The sequence below is a fragment of the Sneathiella litorea genome (assembly GCF_009882915.1).
GTDB lineage: Bacteria > Pseudomonadota > Alphaproteobacteria > Sneathiellales > Sneathiellaceae > Sneathiella > Sneathiella litorea.
The window spans coordinates 844,959-860,988 of record NZ_WTUW01000002.1; the positions used below are offsets into that span (position 1 = coordinate 844,959).

The 16,030-nt window shown below is 54.9% G+C and carries 17 protein-coding genes; 6 read left to right on the plus strand and 11 right to left on the minus strand.

Annotated elements, in window-relative coordinates; translation table 11 throughout:
• Position 1 precedes the first annotated feature (1 nt).
• The 5 genes from ribB to glyA are packed head-to-tail and all read right to left on the minus strand — an operon-like array spanning position 2 to position 4,670.
• Positions 2-1,114, minus strand: coding sequence for a 3,4-dihydroxy-2-butanone-4-phosphate synthase (gene ribB / locus GQE98_RS10430; protein WP_161315577.1), 1,113 nt, complete (start codon positions 1,112-1,114; stop codon positions 2-4).
• On the minus strand, positions 1,111-1,707 hold the full coding sequence (locus GQE98_RS10435; RefSeq protein ID WP_161315578.1) for a riboflavin synthase: 597 nt from the start codon (positions 1,705-1,707) through the stop codon (positions 1,111-1,113). The genes ribB and GQE98_RS10435 overlap by 4 nt, the downstream gene beginning before the upstream one ends.
• A 5-nt stretch (positions 1,708-1,712) precedes the next feature.
• Entirely contained in the window at positions 1,713-2,828 is a 1,116-nt protein-coding gene (gene ribD / locus GQE98_RS10440) for a bifunctional diaminohydroxyphosphoribosylaminopyrimidine deaminase/5-amino-6-(5-phosphoribosylamino)uracil reductase RibD (RefSeq protein ID WP_161315579.1), read from the minus strand.
• Between the two features lie 33 nt (positions 2,829-2,861).
• Entirely contained in the window at positions 2,862-3,323 is a 462-nt protein-coding gene (nrdR, locus tag GQE98_RS10445) for a transcriptional regulator NrdR (protein ID WP_161315580.1), read from the minus strand.
• Positions 3,324-3,380: 57 nt separating this feature from the next.
• Positions 3,381-4,670 (minus strand): serine hydroxymethyltransferase, encoded by a 1,290-nt coding sequence (glyA, locus tag GQE98_RS10450; RefSeq protein ID WP_161316270.1) that lies wholly within the window; start codon positions 4,668-4,670, stop codon positions 3,381-3,383.
• Positions 4,671-5,486: 816 nt separating this feature from the next.
• Between glyA and GQE98_RS10455 the strand changes: the two genes are divergently transcribed.
• A complete protein-coding gene (locus GQE98_RS10455) occupies positions 5,487-5,861 on the plus strand; it encodes a Ros/MucR family transcriptional regulator (protein WP_202526224.1) in 375 nt (124 codons plus the stop codon).
• A gap of 215 nt (positions 5,862-6,076) precedes the next feature.
• Positions 6,077-7,705: a phosphoethanolamine transferase gene (locus tag GQE98_RS10460; RefSeq protein ID WP_161315582.1), complete on the plus strand. Its 1,629-nt coding sequence runs from the start codon at positions 6,077-6,079 to the stop codon at positions 7,703-7,705.
• Positions 7,706-7,713: 8 nt separating this feature from the next.
• Here the strand turns inward: GQE98_RS10460 and GQE98_RS10465 are convergent, their stop codons facing one another.
• The gene (locus GQE98_RS10465) at positions 7,714-7,965 is read right to left on the minus strand and encodes a DUF6898 family protein (protein WP_161315583.1); all 252 of its coding nucleotides are present in this window, start codon (positions 7,963-7,965) and stop codon (positions 7,714-7,716) included.
• A 157-nt stretch (positions 7,966-8,122) separates the two neighbouring features.
• On the opposite strand from GQE98_RS10465, the gene GQE98_RS10470 reads away from it, so the two are divergent.
• Positions 8,123-9,316: an acyl-CoA dehydrogenase gene (locus GQE98_RS10470; RefSeq protein WP_161315584.1), complete on the plus strand. Its 1,194-nt coding sequence runs from the start codon at positions 8,123-8,125 to the stop codon at positions 9,314-9,316.
• Positions 9,317-9,376: 60 nt separating this feature from the next.
• Entirely contained in the window at positions 9,377-10,141 is a 765-nt protein-coding gene (locus GQE98_RS10475; protein ID WP_161315585.1) for an SDR family oxidoreductase, read from the plus strand.
• A 16-nt stretch (positions 10,142-10,157) separates the two neighbouring features.
• On the opposite strand, the gene GQE98_RS10480 is transcribed toward GQE98_RS10475, so the two are convergent.
• Positions 10,158-10,973, minus strand: coding sequence for an alpha/beta hydrolase (locus tag GQE98_RS10480; RefSeq protein ID WP_161315586.1), 816 nt, complete (start codon positions 10,971-10,973; stop codon positions 10,158-10,160).
• A 178-nt stretch (positions 10,974-11,151) separates the two neighbouring features.
• On the opposite strand from GQE98_RS10480, the gene GQE98_RS10485 reads away from it, so the two are divergent.
• Complete coding sequence (locus GQE98_RS10485; protein WP_161315587.1) at positions 11,152-11,985, plus strand: DUF4393 domain-containing protein; 834 nt, start codon at positions 11,152-11,154, stop codon at positions 11,983-11,985.
• On the opposite strand, the gene GQE98_RS10490 is transcribed toward GQE98_RS10485, so the two are convergent.
• A complete protein-coding gene (locus tag GQE98_RS10490; RefSeq protein WP_202526225.1) occupies positions 11,972-12,865 on the minus strand; it encodes an enoyl-CoA hydratase/isomerase family protein in 894 nt (297 codons plus the stop codon). The genes GQE98_RS10485 and GQE98_RS10490 overlap by 14 nt on opposite strands.
• On the opposite strand from GQE98_RS10490, the gene GQE98_RS10495 reads away from it, so the two are divergent.
• Positions 12,818-13,120 carry a DUF1330 domain-containing protein gene (locus GQE98_RS10495; RefSeq protein WP_161315588.1) on the plus strand — a complete coding sequence of 101 codons (303 nt, stop codon included), beginning with the start codon at positions 12,818-12,820 and terminating at the stop codon, positions 13,118-13,120. The two genes, GQE98_RS10490 and GQE98_RS10495, sit on opposite strands and share 48 nt — an antisense overlap.
• A gap of 6 nt (positions 13,121-13,126) precedes the next feature.
• On the opposite strand, the gene GQE98_RS10500 is transcribed toward GQE98_RS10495, so the two are convergent.
• From GQE98_RS10500 to GQE98_RS10510, 3 genes are all read right to left on the minus strand, one after another.
• On the minus strand, positions 13,127-13,687 hold the full coding sequence (locus GQE98_RS10500; protein ID WP_161315589.1) for a cysteine dioxygenase family protein: 561 nt from the start codon (positions 13,685-13,687) through the stop codon (positions 13,127-13,129).
• 74 nt (positions 13,688-13,761) lie between these two features.
• Positions 13,762-14,817 (minus strand): enoyl-CoA hydratase/isomerase family protein, encoded by a 1,056-nt coding sequence (locus GQE98_RS10505; protein WP_161315590.1) that lies wholly within the window; start codon positions 14,815-14,817, stop codon positions 13,762-13,764.
• A 3-nt stretch (positions 14,818-14,820) separates the two neighbouring features.
• Entirely contained in the window at positions 14,821-15,972 is a 1,152-nt protein-coding gene (locus tag GQE98_RS10510; RefSeq protein WP_161315591.1) for an isobutyryl-CoA dehydrogenase, read from the minus strand.
• Between the last annotated feature and the right edge of the window lie 58 nt (positions 15,973-16,030).

The window sequence follows — 16,030 nt, forward strand, 5'->3', positions numbered from 1 at the left end:
CTTAACCCTTTGCACTGATAAGACGGGTTTCCGTAATCGCCAGCCCATATCCGTCAAGGCCGACAACGGTCCGTGTATGGTTGGAGAGCAGGATCATGTTCTTGATCCCGAGATCAAGAAGGATCTGCGCGCCAATGCCATAATCCCGAAGCTCATGAGATTCTTTCACGGGTTCGCCAAGCTTGCGCCGCACCCGGTCGGAAAGCGCCATGGGGCGGGGTTCGCGGATCAGGACGACAACGCCCTTGCCCGCCTTGTCGATCTGCGCCATCGCATCATGCAGGACATCCGGGTTCTCATCGATTTCGCCGAGCACATCGCCCAGCAGATTGAGCGCATGCATCCGCACCAGTACCGGCTCATCGCCAGACACATCGCCTTTCACCAGCGCCACATGCTCCGCATATTCGGGCCGATTGGAGAAGACAATCATCTTCCAGTCGCCGCCAAACTTGCTGCTGATATCGGCCTCCACCTCGCGCGTGATCAGGCTGTCATAGCGACGGCGATAGGCAATCAGGTCGGCAATCGTCCCGACCTTCAGGCCGTGGTACTGGGCGAATTTCACAAGATCGGGAAGTCTGGCCATTGTGCCATCGTCATTCATGATCTCACAGATCACCCCGGCGGGCATCAGCCCGGCAAGGCGGGAAATATCAACTGCGGCCTCCGTATGGCCAGCGCGGCGCAGGACCCCACCCTCGCGGGCGACCAGCGGAAAGACATGACCCGGAGAAACAATATCCTGAGCATTTTTGGTCGGGTCGATGGCGACGGCAATCGTATGGGCGCGATCAGCCGCGGAAATGCCCGTGGTAACGCCCTCGCGTGCCTCGATCGAGACGGTAAAATTTGTCGCCAGACGGGAGGCATTATCCTGCGCCATCAGCGGCAGGCCGAGATGGTTGACCCGGTCTTCCGACATGGAAAGGCAGATCAAGCCGCGGCCGAACTTGGCCATGAAGTTGATCACATCCGGGGTCGCCATCTGCGCCGGAATTACCAGATCCCCCTCGTTTTCCCGGTCTTCCGCATCGACCAGCACGAACATCTTGCCGTTGCGGGCATCCTCAATGATTTCCTCTGTCGAGGAGAGGTATTCTTTATAGCTCATTTTTTCTTGTTTACCTCAGTCATGCGGGCGACATAGCGTGCCAATACATCAATTTCGAAATTAAGACGTCGCCCAACGGTCAGTGTGCCAAAAGTGGTGTGTTCCTGCGTGTGCGGAATGATATTGACGGTGAAATGATCATCATCAACGTCGTTGACGGTCAGCGACACGCCGTCGAGACAAATGGACCCCTTCGGGGCAACAAAGCCCGCAAATTTTGGAGGGAGAGAGAAAACAAGCTTCGTCGAGTCGCCGACGGTTTCCTTGGCCAGCAACGAGACCACCGCATCGACATGTCCGGTGACCACATGGCCGCCCAGCTCATCGCCAATTTTAAGCGCCCGCTCCATATTAACTGGCGTGCCCGTAACCCAGTCGCCCAGGTTTGTGCAGGAAAGGGTCTCGTCCGAGGCGTCAACCGCAAACCATCCCTCCCCCTTCTCGACCACAGTAAGGCAAGGGCCCGAACAGGCGATGGAGGCGCCGATATCGATTGTACCGGTGTCGTAAGAGGTTTCGAGTTCAAACCGGGTGTCGCCGTTTTTCTCAATGGCGCGAACCCGTCCGACATCTGTAATTATGCCTGTAAACATACTGCTCAATTCCGAAGAAAATAACTTTCCAATAAATCATCGCCCAGCCGACGTTCCTCGATCAGGCGTAATGCCGGCGCCTCGTTGATCCGCTCCAGCCCGATGGATTCAAGTGCGGGAATGCCATCCCCGCCAATAATCCGGCCAGCGCGGAACCACATCAGGCGGTCCGCCAACTCATCTTTTATCAGCGTTGCCAGTAGATGGGAACCACCCTCGACAAGTATTCGCGTTATTCCACGCTTGGCGAGCGTTTCCAGACCGAAGCGCATATCCGGCAGGCCCGATTCATTGGCCGCCACCTCGATCACTTCCACCCCGAGATCCGTTAGCGCCTGAAGACGATCTTTATCGTTGCCCGGCACCGTAACGACCCAGAGCGGCACCTCCTTCGCCTTCGCCACCAGCTTCGAGGTGAGCGGCAGGCGCAGGCGTGAATCCGCAACGATGCGGATGGGAGAGAGTTTCTCCAGCCCATCAATCCGGCAGGTCAGGTCCGGGTTATCAACCAGCGCCGTGCCGACACCGACCATGATCGCGTCATTCTGCGCCCGCAGCATATGCCCATAGCGCCGCGCCGCCGGGCCGGTAATCCATTTACTGTCGCCGGTAGTGGTGGCGATCCGACCATCGAGGCTGGTTGCCATTTTCAAGGTAATCAGCGGGCGACCATGCAGCCTTGTCATGAAAAAGCCCGCGTTAAGCTCAGCCGCCTCATTGGCGAGCAGGCCCTCGATCACCTCGATCCCGGCCCTTTGCAAAATGGCGATGCCGCTGCCGTTCACGCGTTCATCCGGATCACGCAGCGCAACAACAACGCGCCCGACGCCTGCCTCAACCAGCGCCTCTGCGCAAGGACCGGTCTGACCGTGATGGGCGCAAGGCTCCAGTGTAACATAGACGATGGCGCCCTTAGCCTCCGCCCCGGCCATTTCCAGCGCCATGGTCTCTGCATGGGGACGGCCACCATCCTGTGTCCAGCCGCGTCCTACAACTTTGCCCCCCTGAACGATCACGCAGCCCACCGCCGGATTGGGCGCAACGCGACCAACACCGCGCGCGGCAAGGCGCAGGGCGGCCTGCATGTAAAATTCATCCCATTGGGTATCAGAGGCTGTCATCGGTTCCGGTGCTTTTGGAGGCGGGCTTCAGCGTCAGGTCGTGACGTTGGTGCTGAGCTCGCCAATAAATTCTTCGAAATCCTTGGCTTCGCGGAAATCCTTGTAGACGGAGGCGAAGCGTACATAGGACACGCTGTCAAGCTGGGCCAGCCCTTCCATCACCAGTTCGCCGATCTTGTCGGAGGGGATTTCCTGGTCGCCGCTGCTTTCCAGCTGGCGGACGATACCGTTGATCATACGATCGATACGGTCCGGATCGACAGGGCGCTTGCGGGTCGCGATACTGACGGACCGTTCCAGCTTGTCGCGCTCGAACGGCGTCCGCTGACCATCTTTCTTGACGACAGTCAGTTCACGGAGCTGCACACGTTCAAAAGTGGTAAATCGAGCACCACAACCGGCGCAGGCCCGTCGCCGCCGTATGGCCGTGTTATCCTCGGTCGGCCGGCTATCCTTAACCTGCGTTTCATCACTACTACAAAATGGACAGCGCATCCAATAGTCCCCTTCCTGTCATATCTTCACCCGCTGCCCCTTTATTGGTCATCCCGCCTACATATCCTGGTAAAGAGGGAAAGCGTCGCAGAGTTTTTTCACTTCCGCGCTGACCTTTTCCTCGACAGCGCCGTTATCCTCCGGATTTGCGGCCAGTCCGTCAAGGACTTCAGCGATCAGGTCGCCGACTTTCGTGAACTCTTCCGTTCCGAAGCCACGGGTTGTCGCCGCCGGAGTGCCCAAACGCACGCCCGAGGTAACCATTGGCTTTTCCGGATCGAACGGAATGCCGTTCTTGTTACAGGTGATGTTGGCATTCTCCAGTGCACGCTCGGCGATGTCACCGGTGAGCTTCTTCGGCCGGAGATCGACCAGCATCAAATGGGTATCCGTGCCGCCGGACACGATATCAAAGCCATGCCCGACAAGCGTCGCGGCCAGAACCTTGGCATTTTCGACGACCTGCGCCGCATAAGTCTTGAACGCTGGAGTAAGCGCTTCCCCAAAGGCAACGGCCTTGCCCGCGATTACATGCATGAGCGGACCGCCCTGCATCCCCGGGAAAATCGCCGAATTCACCTTCTTGGCAATCGCCGCGTCATTGGTCAGGATCATGCCGCCGCGCGGACCGCGCAATGTCTTGTGCGTCGTGGTTGTCGCGATATGGGCATGTGGGAACGGGCTCGGGTGCACCCCTGCAGCCACGAGGCCAGCGAAATGCGCCATGTCGACCATCAGGTAAGCCCCGACTTCATCGGCGATCTGGCGGAAAGTGGCGAAATCGATATGCCGCGGATAGGCGGAGCCACCGGCGACAATCAGTTTCGGCTGATGCTCCTTCGCGAGGGCGCGGACTTCGTCAAAGTCAATCTGGTGCGTTTCCTTGTCGACCCCGTAATGAACGGCGTTGAACCATTTACCGGACTGGTTCGGCGCGGCGCCATGGGTGAGATGGCCACCTGCGGCCAGTGACAGACCGAGGATGGTGTCGCCGGGCTTGATCAGTGCCATGAAAGCGCCCTGGTTCGCTTGGGAGCCGGAGTTCGGCTGGACGTTGGCAAAACCGCAGCCGAAAAGCTCCTTGGCGCGGGAAATTGCCAGTTCCTCAACGATATCAACATATTCGCATCCACCATAATAGCGACGGCCGGGGTATCCTTCGGCATATTTATTGGTGAGGACGGAGCCTTGTGCGGCGAGCACGGCCGGGCTGACGATATTCTCGGATGCGATCAGTTCGATCTGGTCCCGCTGCCGGCCAAGTTCCTGGCCGATCGCACGAAAGACATCGGGATCATTCCGTTCGAGGTCGGCCTTGAAAAAATTTACCAACTCGGCACTTTGCATCGTCATATGTTGAACTCCTATATCGGATTAGTCCATTCCACCCTGAACGAACTACTTTAAACAGATAAAACACCTTACCGCCGGGCCTTTTGGGTACCTATCCCGGTCAGTCTTTATATTCATCGTACAATCGCACAAAAGTCGGCGGACGGATGCTGATAATCGTATTGCGCGCGCGTGAATATCGCGACGGATGGATAGCACAGGTGGCAAAGAGTTCCTAGAAAAACTCCGCCCTTAAATGTTCTTTTTTTATACGTCACAATTTACAGGACAGCGGCCGGAAAAATTGTCAAAAAAAATCCAATAAAAAAACCATCCGGAAAATATTTAAACCACAGGCTTGCATGGAAAGTTATCCATAGCTCTCGCTTATCATTGATAGAATTTCATATAATGAAATAAAGAAGCCTGATTATTACAATAGATTCACAGATATGGCCGTCAAGAGGATCAACATTTCACTTAACCATCATTTTATATACATTTAAATATTACATATGATGGTGTTGTTATCCAAGATTAGAATTCATTTTCCGGCCCATCTAGTATTTACAACGGTCGTAGATTTATAGTTATGAAATTACATAATGATTCGAAGATTTATAGGGCCGACAAATGACAGAATTTGATCGACCTGTTTCTTATTCACAGTTTTTCTGTTAATTGCATCTCAATGTATTGACTTTTCTAAGCAATTCATAACATGTTGGGAAGTAAACAGTCCCCTAAACGAATGAAAAAAAACAAATGACACAGTCTTTTTCGAAAGAGGGTAACCCTCCGTCTCAATCTGAACGTGAGGAATTGCTCCGCATGACAGCAGATATAACTTCAGCTTATGTCAGTAATAACCAGATTGAGAATGCGGAACTGGTCCAGGTGATCAAGTCCGTCTACAGCTCTCTGGCCACGCTCGACGCAGACACAGAAGCTGAACAGGCGGAACTCAAGCCCGCGGTCCCCATCAAACGGTCTATTCAGAACGACTATCTCGTGTGTCTGGAAGATGGCAAACAGCTGAAAATGCTAAAGCGCTACTTGCGCTCCAATTATGACATGACGCCGGAAGAATACCGTGCGAAATGGAATTTGCCGCCGGATTATCCGATGGTGGCTCCGGCCTACGCAAAACGCCGGTCGCAATTTGCCAAGGAATTCGGCCTCGGCCGCAAGAAGAAAACCGCATAAGAATCGGAATCAACCAACTGTTTACAAAATCTACATTGGATAACTGCTCGGTTTTTAAAGCCTGCGTCATCATGCCGCTTTAATAGTCCTTGTGCGCAATTTCTTAAAACGGTTTATTGAGAAGATGGTCGCTGCAATTTGGCGCCTGAGATTGGAATACAGGCGTCAGATGTAGTTCCAGTTTCAATCTTCTCAATGAAGGCCATGTCACGGACATGTCTATACAAACCAAACCTCGCTTTTCGCTAAGCCCCAGCTTATTGCTCTGGGGCGTTTCGGCGTATCTGCTGGTCACAGCCAACATTTCGTTCTTCACTCAGACCAGTGCCGTCTATGATATTGGACAGCATCTCCCCTTCTTGGTTTCGCAAGCTGTGGTTCTGCTCTGTGCGATCATGTTGTTTGCAACAATCTTCAGCTTTTTTCTGCCGGTTCGGCTCGTCGCCGCATTGTTTCTGATCACAGGTGCCGTTGTCGCCTATTTCAGCGATACACTTGGTATTATTGTCGATAAGGAGATGATCCGGAATATTCTTGGCACGGATTTTCACGAAGCCGGTGACCTGCTGAACTGGGGATTGATCCTTCGTGTCGGTCTGTTGGGCTTCCTCCCTTCTATTCTGCTGTTTCTCATTCCCGTCAGGAAAACCTCCACCCTCGCGAGGCAGGGGCGACTTGCCACCGCTGCCGTCGCCGCAGTGCTGATGGCGGGCATTTCAATGGCGCCCTTTGGCGATTCATATGCCAGCCTGTTTCGCGAACATAAGCCGCTCCGGTATTTCACCAATCCGACCCATCCGATATATTCCGCGATCAAGCTGGCCATCGATTCCGGTGCCGGCACAATTGATACGACCTTTCAGTCGCGGGTGACGTCGGCGAATATTCCGCCCGAGGATACCGAACATGAACTGGTCATCGTGGTGATTGGCGAAACCGCCCGCGCGGATCATTTTAGCCTCAACGGATATGAACGCGAGACGACCCCCAAGCTGGCAAAACGAAAGGATGTTTTCTCGTTCCACCACATGCAATCCTGCGGTACGTCTACCGCGGTGTCCCTGCCCTGCATGTTCTCCCTCGATAACCGGGAAGATTTCGAGATTGATAAGGCCGACTATACCGAGAATACTCTTGATGTCCTCAAAAGGGCGGGCATCTCAATTCTTTGGCGCGATAACAACACCGGCTCCCAGGGTGTCGCAACCCGGGTTAACTATCAGCGCTTTAACACTCCTGACACCAACCCGGTTTGCGATGAGGAGGAATGCCGTGACATCGGCATGCTGACCGGCCTCGACGACTATATAGCCCGGCAGGATGGGGACATCCTGATCGTCCTGCACCAGATAGGAAGTCATGGACCGGCGTATTTTAAGCGCTATCCGACCGAATATGCGACCTTTACCCCGGATTGTCAGTCAAAGGAGCTTGGCACCTGTACCGAGGCGGAGATCGTCAACGCCTATGACAACAGCATTCTCTATACCGATACCCTGCTGGATGCCACTATCGCGTTTCTGGAAGGGAAACAGGACCGCTACGAAACGTCGATGATTTACTTGAGTGATCACGGTGAATCTCTTGGGGAAATGGGGGTCTATCTCCATGGAATGCCACGTATGCTTGCCCCCGACACCCAGACGCATGTGCCCTTTATCGTCTGGGCCGGCGATACCTCGGATATCGACAGGGACCGGCTTCAGGCCCGCATTGATGACCCGCTAACCCATGATGATTTCAGTAAAATCCTCCTGGAGGTATTTGAACTCATCATAGACGACAACCCAACCGTCAGCAGCCGTTATATCCTGCCTGTTAAAAGGGAAAGTTATACCCACTAAAGCCACCGCTAGACGACGATTCCCGGCTTTTTAGGCAGATCATTCGAGGTGGTGCGTTGTTCTGCGGGACGCCCGTTCTTCTTGCTCATCACATACTGTAGCTTGGCAAGCGCCGTGCGTTTAAGTTCCTCCTGTCCGACCGAGCTGGGCCCGACAATGGAGACTTCCAGCATAGTCTTGGGGTCGATCACCGACACCTTCACGGATGTGCCGTGCTGCTGGAACTCAACGATATATTCGCTTTTCTCTTCTGATGACATAGCCTGCCTACCCGCTTAATTCTCGACGCCGGGGAAGCTTATCATATATCCTTCCCCTGCATGAAGCATATTGATGTTGCGCCGCAAAACCGTTAAATAGGCGTCATGTAACGCCTCCCGGCCAAAATATACAAAATATATAATCGGAGAAACCCCTATGAGCAGCGCCTCTTCCAAACCCGTTTTTGATCCCGTCGATCCCTTTCTGCTGGATGACCAGCTGACCGAAGAAGAGCGACTGGTCCGCGATACCGCCCGCGACTACTGCCAGGAAAAGCTGATGAGCCGGGTTCTGGAAGCGAACCGCCACGAAACCTTCGACCGGGCTATCTTCACCGAGATGGGCGAGCTTGGACTTCTCGGCTCCACGATCGAGGGTTATGGCTGTGCCGGTCTTGGCTATGTTTCCTACGGTCTTGTCGCCCGTGAAGTGGAGCGGGTTGATAGCGGCTATCGCTCGATGATGAGCGTACAGTCCAGCCTCGTCATGCATCCGATCAATGCCTACGGCACCGAGGAGCAGAAACAGAAATACCTCCCGAAGCTGGCGACCGGTGAATGGATCGGCTGCTTCGGCCTGACCGAGCCCGATCACGGCTCAGATCCCGGCTCCATGGTTACGCGCGCGAAATCCGTCGATGGCGGCTATAGCCTGAACGGCGCAAAAATGTGGATCACCAACTCCCCGGTCGCCGATGTGTTCGTCGTCTGGGCGAAAACCGATGACGGCGTCATCCGCGGCTTCATTCTTGAAAAGGGCATGGAAGGTCTCTCCGCCCCGAAGATTGAGGGGAAATTCTCTCTTCGCGCCTCCATCACCGGCGAGATTGTCATGGATAATGTCTTCGTACCGGAAGAAAACCTGATGCCGGGCGTCAAGGGCCTCGGCGGTCCGTTCGGCTGTCTCAACTCCGCCCGCTTTGGCATCGCCTGGGGCGCACTTGGCGCCGCCGAGTTCTGCTGGCAGGCTGCGCTCAACTACACGATGGAACGCAAGCAGTTCGGCCGCCCCCTCGCCGCCAACCAGCTAATCCAGAAGAAACTTGCGGACATGCAGACGGAAATCTCCATCGGGCTTCAGGGCTGCCTCCGTGTTGGCCGCCTGCGTGATGAGAACCGCGCCGCACCGGAAATGATCTCGCTGATCAAGCGCAACTCCTGCGGCAAGGCTCTCGATATCGCCCGGACCGCCCGCGACATGCATGGTGGCAACGGTATCTCCGATGAATATCACGTCATCCGCCATGTCATGAACCTGGAGGCCGTCAATACATATGAGGGTACCCATGACGTGCACGCGCTGATCCTGGGCCGCGCCCAGACGGGCATTCAGTCCTTTACCGGCGCGTGAAATAACGCCACAATCGGCCCCATAAACCAATAAAGCAGCCTCAAGCTGCGGGAGGAAAAAATGAAAATAGCGGGCAAGAATGTTGTGATTACAGGCGGGGCAAGCGGCATCGGAAAGGCGCTTGCCGAACGCTTCCATGCGGAGGGGGCGAAGGGCATCACCGTCGCCGACCTGCAGGAAGGACCGCTCCAGGAAGTGGCGAAATCCGTCAATGGTCTCGCCGTTCCTACCAACGTCGGCAAAGAAGCGGACATCCAGAACCTCGTCGCCAAGGCGGAGGAGGCCTATGGCCCGATCGATATCTTTGTCTCCAACGCCGGCCTCGCCCGCTATGGCTGGGAAGAAACGCCGAATGATATCTGGCAGCTCAACTGGGATGTCCATGTGATGGCCCATGTCTATGCCGCCCGCGCCGTGGTTGACAAGATGATCGCCAATGGTGGCGGCTATCTGGTGAACACCGCCTCTGCTGCCGGCCTGCTCTCGCAGGTCGATAGCGCGACCTATGCCACCACCAAGCATGCGGCCATCGCCTTCGCGGAGACCATGTCCATCCGTTATGGCGACAAGGGGATACGCGTTTCCGTCCTCTGCCCACAGCAAGTTCGCACGGCGATGACCCAGGACCGGCTCGGCAGTGTCGCCTCCGTCGATGGCACGATGGAGCCGGAAGAGCTTGCCGATTGCGTGGTCGAGACCATGGATAAGGAAGAGTTCCTCATCCTGCCCCATGCGCAGGTGCGTGAGTATATCCAGCGAAAAGCCAGCGACTATGACCGCTGGCTGAAAGGCATGCGCAAACTCCGCGACGCCTATGTGAAGTAATACGGCGCTTCTCGCGCTACGGATTGGCGGCCAGTGCTTTCGTGAAGAAGCTGGTCGCCATTTTTATATCATCATACTGGCCGAGGTTATTATGCCCCGCGCCCTCGATCTTGATAAAGGCAGTGCCTTTCGGCGCGAGGGTGGCGAGCTTTTCCCCCTCCTCGAACGGGATCACCTTATCCTCGGTCCCGTGAATGATCAGGATCGGCGCGCGCACCTCCCCGATCCGCGCCTCATTGCGGAAGGGATATCTCAGCAGGAAATCAAACGGCGGCATCAACCGCACGCGATAGCGCGCGATGGCCAGCAGGGACGTAAACGGACTTTCCAGCACCACCGCGAAAGGATCGCGCGCCGCTGCCACGGGAATCGCCGCCCCGGTGCCGAGCGAATGGGCGAGGATACCGACCGGCCTCTCCGTCTCCGCCACCAGAAAATCATAGGACGCGAGCCCGTCAGTGATGACCCCTGCCTCCGATGGCTCGCCGGTGCTGCCGCCATAGCCGCGATACTCCGCGAGCAGCACGCCATAGCCCGCCGTGGCCAGCGCCTGCCCGCGCGTCATCTGGTTCGCCGCTGTCTCCGCATTACCATGAAAGACGAGGATGCTCGCCGCCTTATCGCCCGGCGGGTGATAGAAGGCGTTAAGCTGCTCCCCATCTTCCGTGGTGATCGTCACCGGCGCGAACCCGCCCGCGGCTTCCCCCACCCCGCGATCGGGCACCGGAAAGACAAACGCCCCTTGCGCAAAATAAATCCCCGTAAAGGGGATCACGACAAAGAGCATGATAAGGGCACACAGCCAGAGGATGATTTTACGGGATAAGGTCATGGGGTATATTTTACAAGAGAATGGGAAGGATGGATAGGGTTCGTATAAAATACCTCCTAATTTCATCACACTTTCAAGATGATATTATTATCTAATAATTTCTCCTACACTAGTGTTCGACACTAATATCTAATAAGATATTTCTTATGGACAAGCCATTTATCCAAAAGGTAGCGCTATGGACGATGACGAAGTTAAGCCCTTTAAAATAAAGGACGCTGCGGAAGCTGTCGCAGCAATTGCAAAAGCCATTCCGATATATCAAGACGCTATTCAGCCCGGTGCCAAGGAAATAGGAAAAGCAGGTAAGAAAGTAGGAGAAACTATAAACGCTCTTCTTTCACCATTTAATTACGTCATTTGGAAATTCGAATACTTCAAAAAATTTGTCGATGAAGACGTTGCAAAGAAGCTTGAAAACACACTACCAGAAGACATCATCCAACCAAAACTAAATGTCGCTGGTCCTCTCTTTGAGACATTGAGATACTCAGTTGAAGACGTTGAATTACGTGAGATGTTTGCCAACCTTCTCGCGAATGCGATGGATAAAAATACTGCGAACAAAGCACATCCGTCATTCGTCGAAATACTTAAGCAAATAACGTCTGATGAAGCTAAAATTATGCAGCATTTTAACTCAGTTAAAGTGCTCCCAAAAATTGACATTGTAGCAAAACGAAAAGATCAGCCGCACTTCGACATATATATGAAAAACTACTCCTTAGTTGATATTAAATCCCTAAAAATAATATCGGAAATGGCTCCGATCTATATTGATAACTTATGCCGATTTGGATTACTAACAACTTACGATGGCGTAAAAATGATAGATGAAACAAAGTATGAGCCCCTTCTTGAGCACAAGATGTTTATTGACGCAATAGAAACAATTGATGGGTGGGACCACGAAAGTCGCATTTCAAAAGGTTTCATTAGCAGAACAAATTATGGATCTTTGTTTTGTGAAGTGTGCATTGACGACAAAAGCTTTACCTCTAACGCCCCTTAAACACAGGGCCGCGTTTTTCGAGGAACGCCTGTATCCCCTCGGCGTGGTCTTCGGAGGTGATGGCGACGGTGTATTGGTCCATATCCATATAGCTGACGGCGTGGTTGAGGGCGTTGGCGGCAACGCTTGCGCCCTGCTTGATCAAGCGGACAGGGAGCGGCGGCATGGCGGCGATTTTCTTTGCGAATTCCAGCGCGAGCGCGTAGGCGCCGCCTTCCTCCGCCACTTCCTCAACGAGACCCCATTGCATGGCTTTCTCGGCGCTGATCTTGTCGGCGACGATGCAGAGCTGCTTGGTGCGCGCCGGGCCCATCAGGTTGACCATGCGCGGCACGGACTGCCAGCTCATATTCATGCCGTTGCGGATTTCCGGCACCCAGAAGGTCGCGCCCTTTGACGCAACGCGCATATCGCAGGCGACCGAGAGGGCCACGCCCCCGCCGATGCAATAGCCATCCACGGCGACGATGGTCATGGGCTCCAGATCTTCCCACGCCTTGCTCATCTTCGGGCCGACTTTCAGCATCTCCCGCCGGTCCATCACGCCCGCCGCGACCCGCGCCTTGACCGCCGGGTCTTTCAAATCGAAGCCGACAGTGAAATTCTTGCCATTCCCGGTGAGGATGATCGCGCTTGTCTCCGTATCCCCCTCAAACGAGTGGGCGACGTCCGTCAGTTCCTTCATCGCGTCGATGGAGAGCGGGTTCACGTCATTGCCGCGATCGAACCGGACAGTGGCGATGCGCCCTTCCCGTGTGACTGTTACATACTTGTAGCTCATGCTATTCCCCCTTATTATTTTTATTAATTGGATCGCACAAAAGGAACAAAAATGCCCGCTTATATGATCGCCCGGATCGATGTCACCGACCCGGAACAATATGAAGTCTATAAATCCCTTGCGCCAATCGCCATCAAAAAATACGGCGGGCGCTATTTAACCCGCGGCGGGCCGATGGAAACACTGGAAGGGCCGGAGGAAACATCGCGCGTCGTCCTCCTTGAATATCCGGATATGGCGGCGGCGAAGGCCTTCTATGACAGCCCCGAATACAGGAAGGCGCGCGACGCCCGAAAGGACGCCGCCAAGGGGCAGTTTGTCCTCCTCGAAGGGCTCGACAAACCGCTCTGGTAAGAAAAATCAGTCGACAGGGACTATAAAGTCCTGCTGTTCATTTGTTTCCAGATTATACTGTGAGCGATCCGTAAAGTTGAAATGCTTGCCGTAAGTGTGGAGCGAAAGTGACACGATGTCGGAATCATTTCGAACGGAATGGATGCCGCCATCTTTCATACAAATGACATCCCCCGGGCCGGCATCAAGTTCATGTTTGACTTCCAGTCTGGCGTATCCGGACTGTGACCTGTCATCGACGCGGTTATATCGTATGTTTCTCTCTATCCCGTCGATTCCGGCAACCACAGCCCATGTTCCATGATCATGCGGCGGGGCGCTGCCACCCGGTTCCCAGGCGACGGCCATGATTGCGAGGGAATGATCCGCCTCCTCATGCAGCAAATGGACGCCATATCCCATGTCCGGATTAATGTCATAATATTTCTGCGATACCCAACTCCCATCTAGCGCCAGACGTCGAGACAGTGGCGTCAGCAGGCGAAAAATCTCATCCTGATCGTTGGTTTTCGATGAAATGTCCCGCAAATCTTCAATATAGCGGTCAAGGCCGTATGCTTCTGACACTACCCTGCTCCCAAAAGCTGGTCACAAAGGATACGCTTATATTATAAAAATGTAAAGTAACCCGGAGGCGATTGTCAGTAAATATCGCCATTATCAAGCGGGGCGAAATAGGCCTCAATCTCCGCGTCGCTTACCTCGTCAAGGCGGGCCGGGTTCCATTTCGGGGACTGGTCCTTGTCGATGACGACGGCGCGGGTGCCTTCATAAAAATCAACACCCTTGATGACGCGGTTGACCATGCGGAACTCCTGCCGCATGCAGTCATCGAAGTCGAGTTTTGCGCCGCGGCGAAGCTGCTCAAAGGTGAGCTTCATGCTGGTTGGTGACTTGGTGAGCAGGCTGTCGGCTGTCTTCGTCGTGAACGCGTCGCCATCGGCTTGCAGGCTCTCGATAATCGCCGGGACCGAGCCTCGTGCAAAATGGCGGTTGATCGCAGGCAATACTTCCGCAATCGGCGCATCGCCGGGATCGGCGGCAAATTTCTCGATCAGCGCGTCAATCTCCGCGCTGGTATCACCCGCAAACTCATGCGCGGCGAGGGCGTCTTTCAACGCGGGCAGCTTCTCGGACGGGATATAGTTCTGGGCGATCCCGGCAAAGACGGAATCCGCCGTTTTCAGCCGCGCACCGGTGAGACCGAGATACATGCCAAGCTCTCCCGCAAGGCGCGGCAGGAAATAGGTTCCGCCCACATCGGGGAAGAGGCCGATGCCGCTTTCGGGCATGGCGAACAGGGTGCGTTCGGTGGCAATGCGGTGGCTGCCATGAACCGAGACACCAACCCCGCCGCCCATGACGATCCCGTCGATCAGCGCAATATAAGGCTTCGGGAAATGCTTGATCCGTGTATTGAGAAGATACTCATCGCGATAGAAATGATAGGGATAGTCGCCGCCGCTCTTCCCCTCGTTATAAAGCTTGACGATATCGCCGCCGGCGCAAAAAGCTTTCTCGCCTGCCCCTTCGATCAGCACCGCCTTAACGGTGTCATCCGTTTCCCACTCCTTCAGCTTCGCGTCCAATGCGAGGCACATTTCATGGGTGAGCGCGTTCAGCGCCTTCGGACGGTTCAGCGTGACAAGGCCAATCGCGCCTCTAACCTCAAACAGGATTTCTTCTTCTGAACTCATACCCTAACTTCTCCCCTCACCCTCAGCAAGCTTGCGCGAAATCACAACACGCATGATCTCGTTCGTACCCTCCAGGATCTGGTGCACGCGGGTATCGCGCACAAAGCGTTCCAGCGGGAAATCCCGCAAATAACCGTAGCCTCCATGAAGCTGCAGTGCCTCGTTACAGACATTAAAGCCGACATCAGTTGCGAATCTCTTCGCCATGGCACAATAGAGCGTTGCCTCCGGGTCCTTCGCGTCCAGCTTGGCCGCCGCCTGCCGGATCATGAGGCGTGCCGCCTCCAGCTCCGTTGCCATATCCGCTAGCTTGAACTGCAGCGCCTGGAAACTGCCAATGGGCTTGCCGAACTGCTTGCGATCGGCGGTGTAGCTTTGCGCAAGCTCAAGACAGGCCCGCGCCGCGCCGATGGAGCAGGCACCAATATTGAGCCGCCCGCCATCGAGCCCCATCATCGCAATCTTGAAGCCGTCGCCTTCGTTGCCGATAAGATTTTCGACCGGTACGCGGCAGTCATCGAACAGGACCTGCGCCGTTGGCTGGGAGTTCCAGCCCATTTTGCGTTCCTGCGCGCCAAAGCTTATGCCGGGCGCATCCGCAGGCACCGCAATACAGCTGATTCCCTTCGGACCATCATCACCGGTGCGGACCATGGTCACATAGAGATCCGCTTTACCGCCGCCGGAGATAAAGGCCTTGCCGCCGTTCAGCACATAATGATCGCCATCGCGGACAGCCTTGGTGCGGAGGGCGGCAGCGTCGGAACCGGAGCCCGGCTCAGTCAGGCAATAGCTCGCGAAATGCTCCATCGTTGTCAGCTTTGGCAGGAATTTTTTCCGCACCGTATCGGAGCCAAACCGGTCGATCATCCAGCTTGCCATATTGTGGATGGAGATAAACGCCGCAGTCGAGGTACAACCAGACGCCAGCTCCTCAAAGATGATCGCCGCGTCGAGACGGGTTAAGGCGGAGCCGCCATGCTCCTCCCCCACATAGATGCCGGCAAAGCCAAGTTCAGCGGCTTTGCGCATTTCCATGACAGGGAATGTTTTTTCCTCGTCCCATTTTTCCGCGTTGGGCGCAAAAACCTCGGCGGCAAAACTCCGCGCCATATCGCGAAAAGCCACCTGATCTTCCGATAGATTAAAGTCCATGGTTGTCGGCCTCTATTGTTGCTTTTTGCTGTTGATACGATCTTGCAGGGACGTTGTC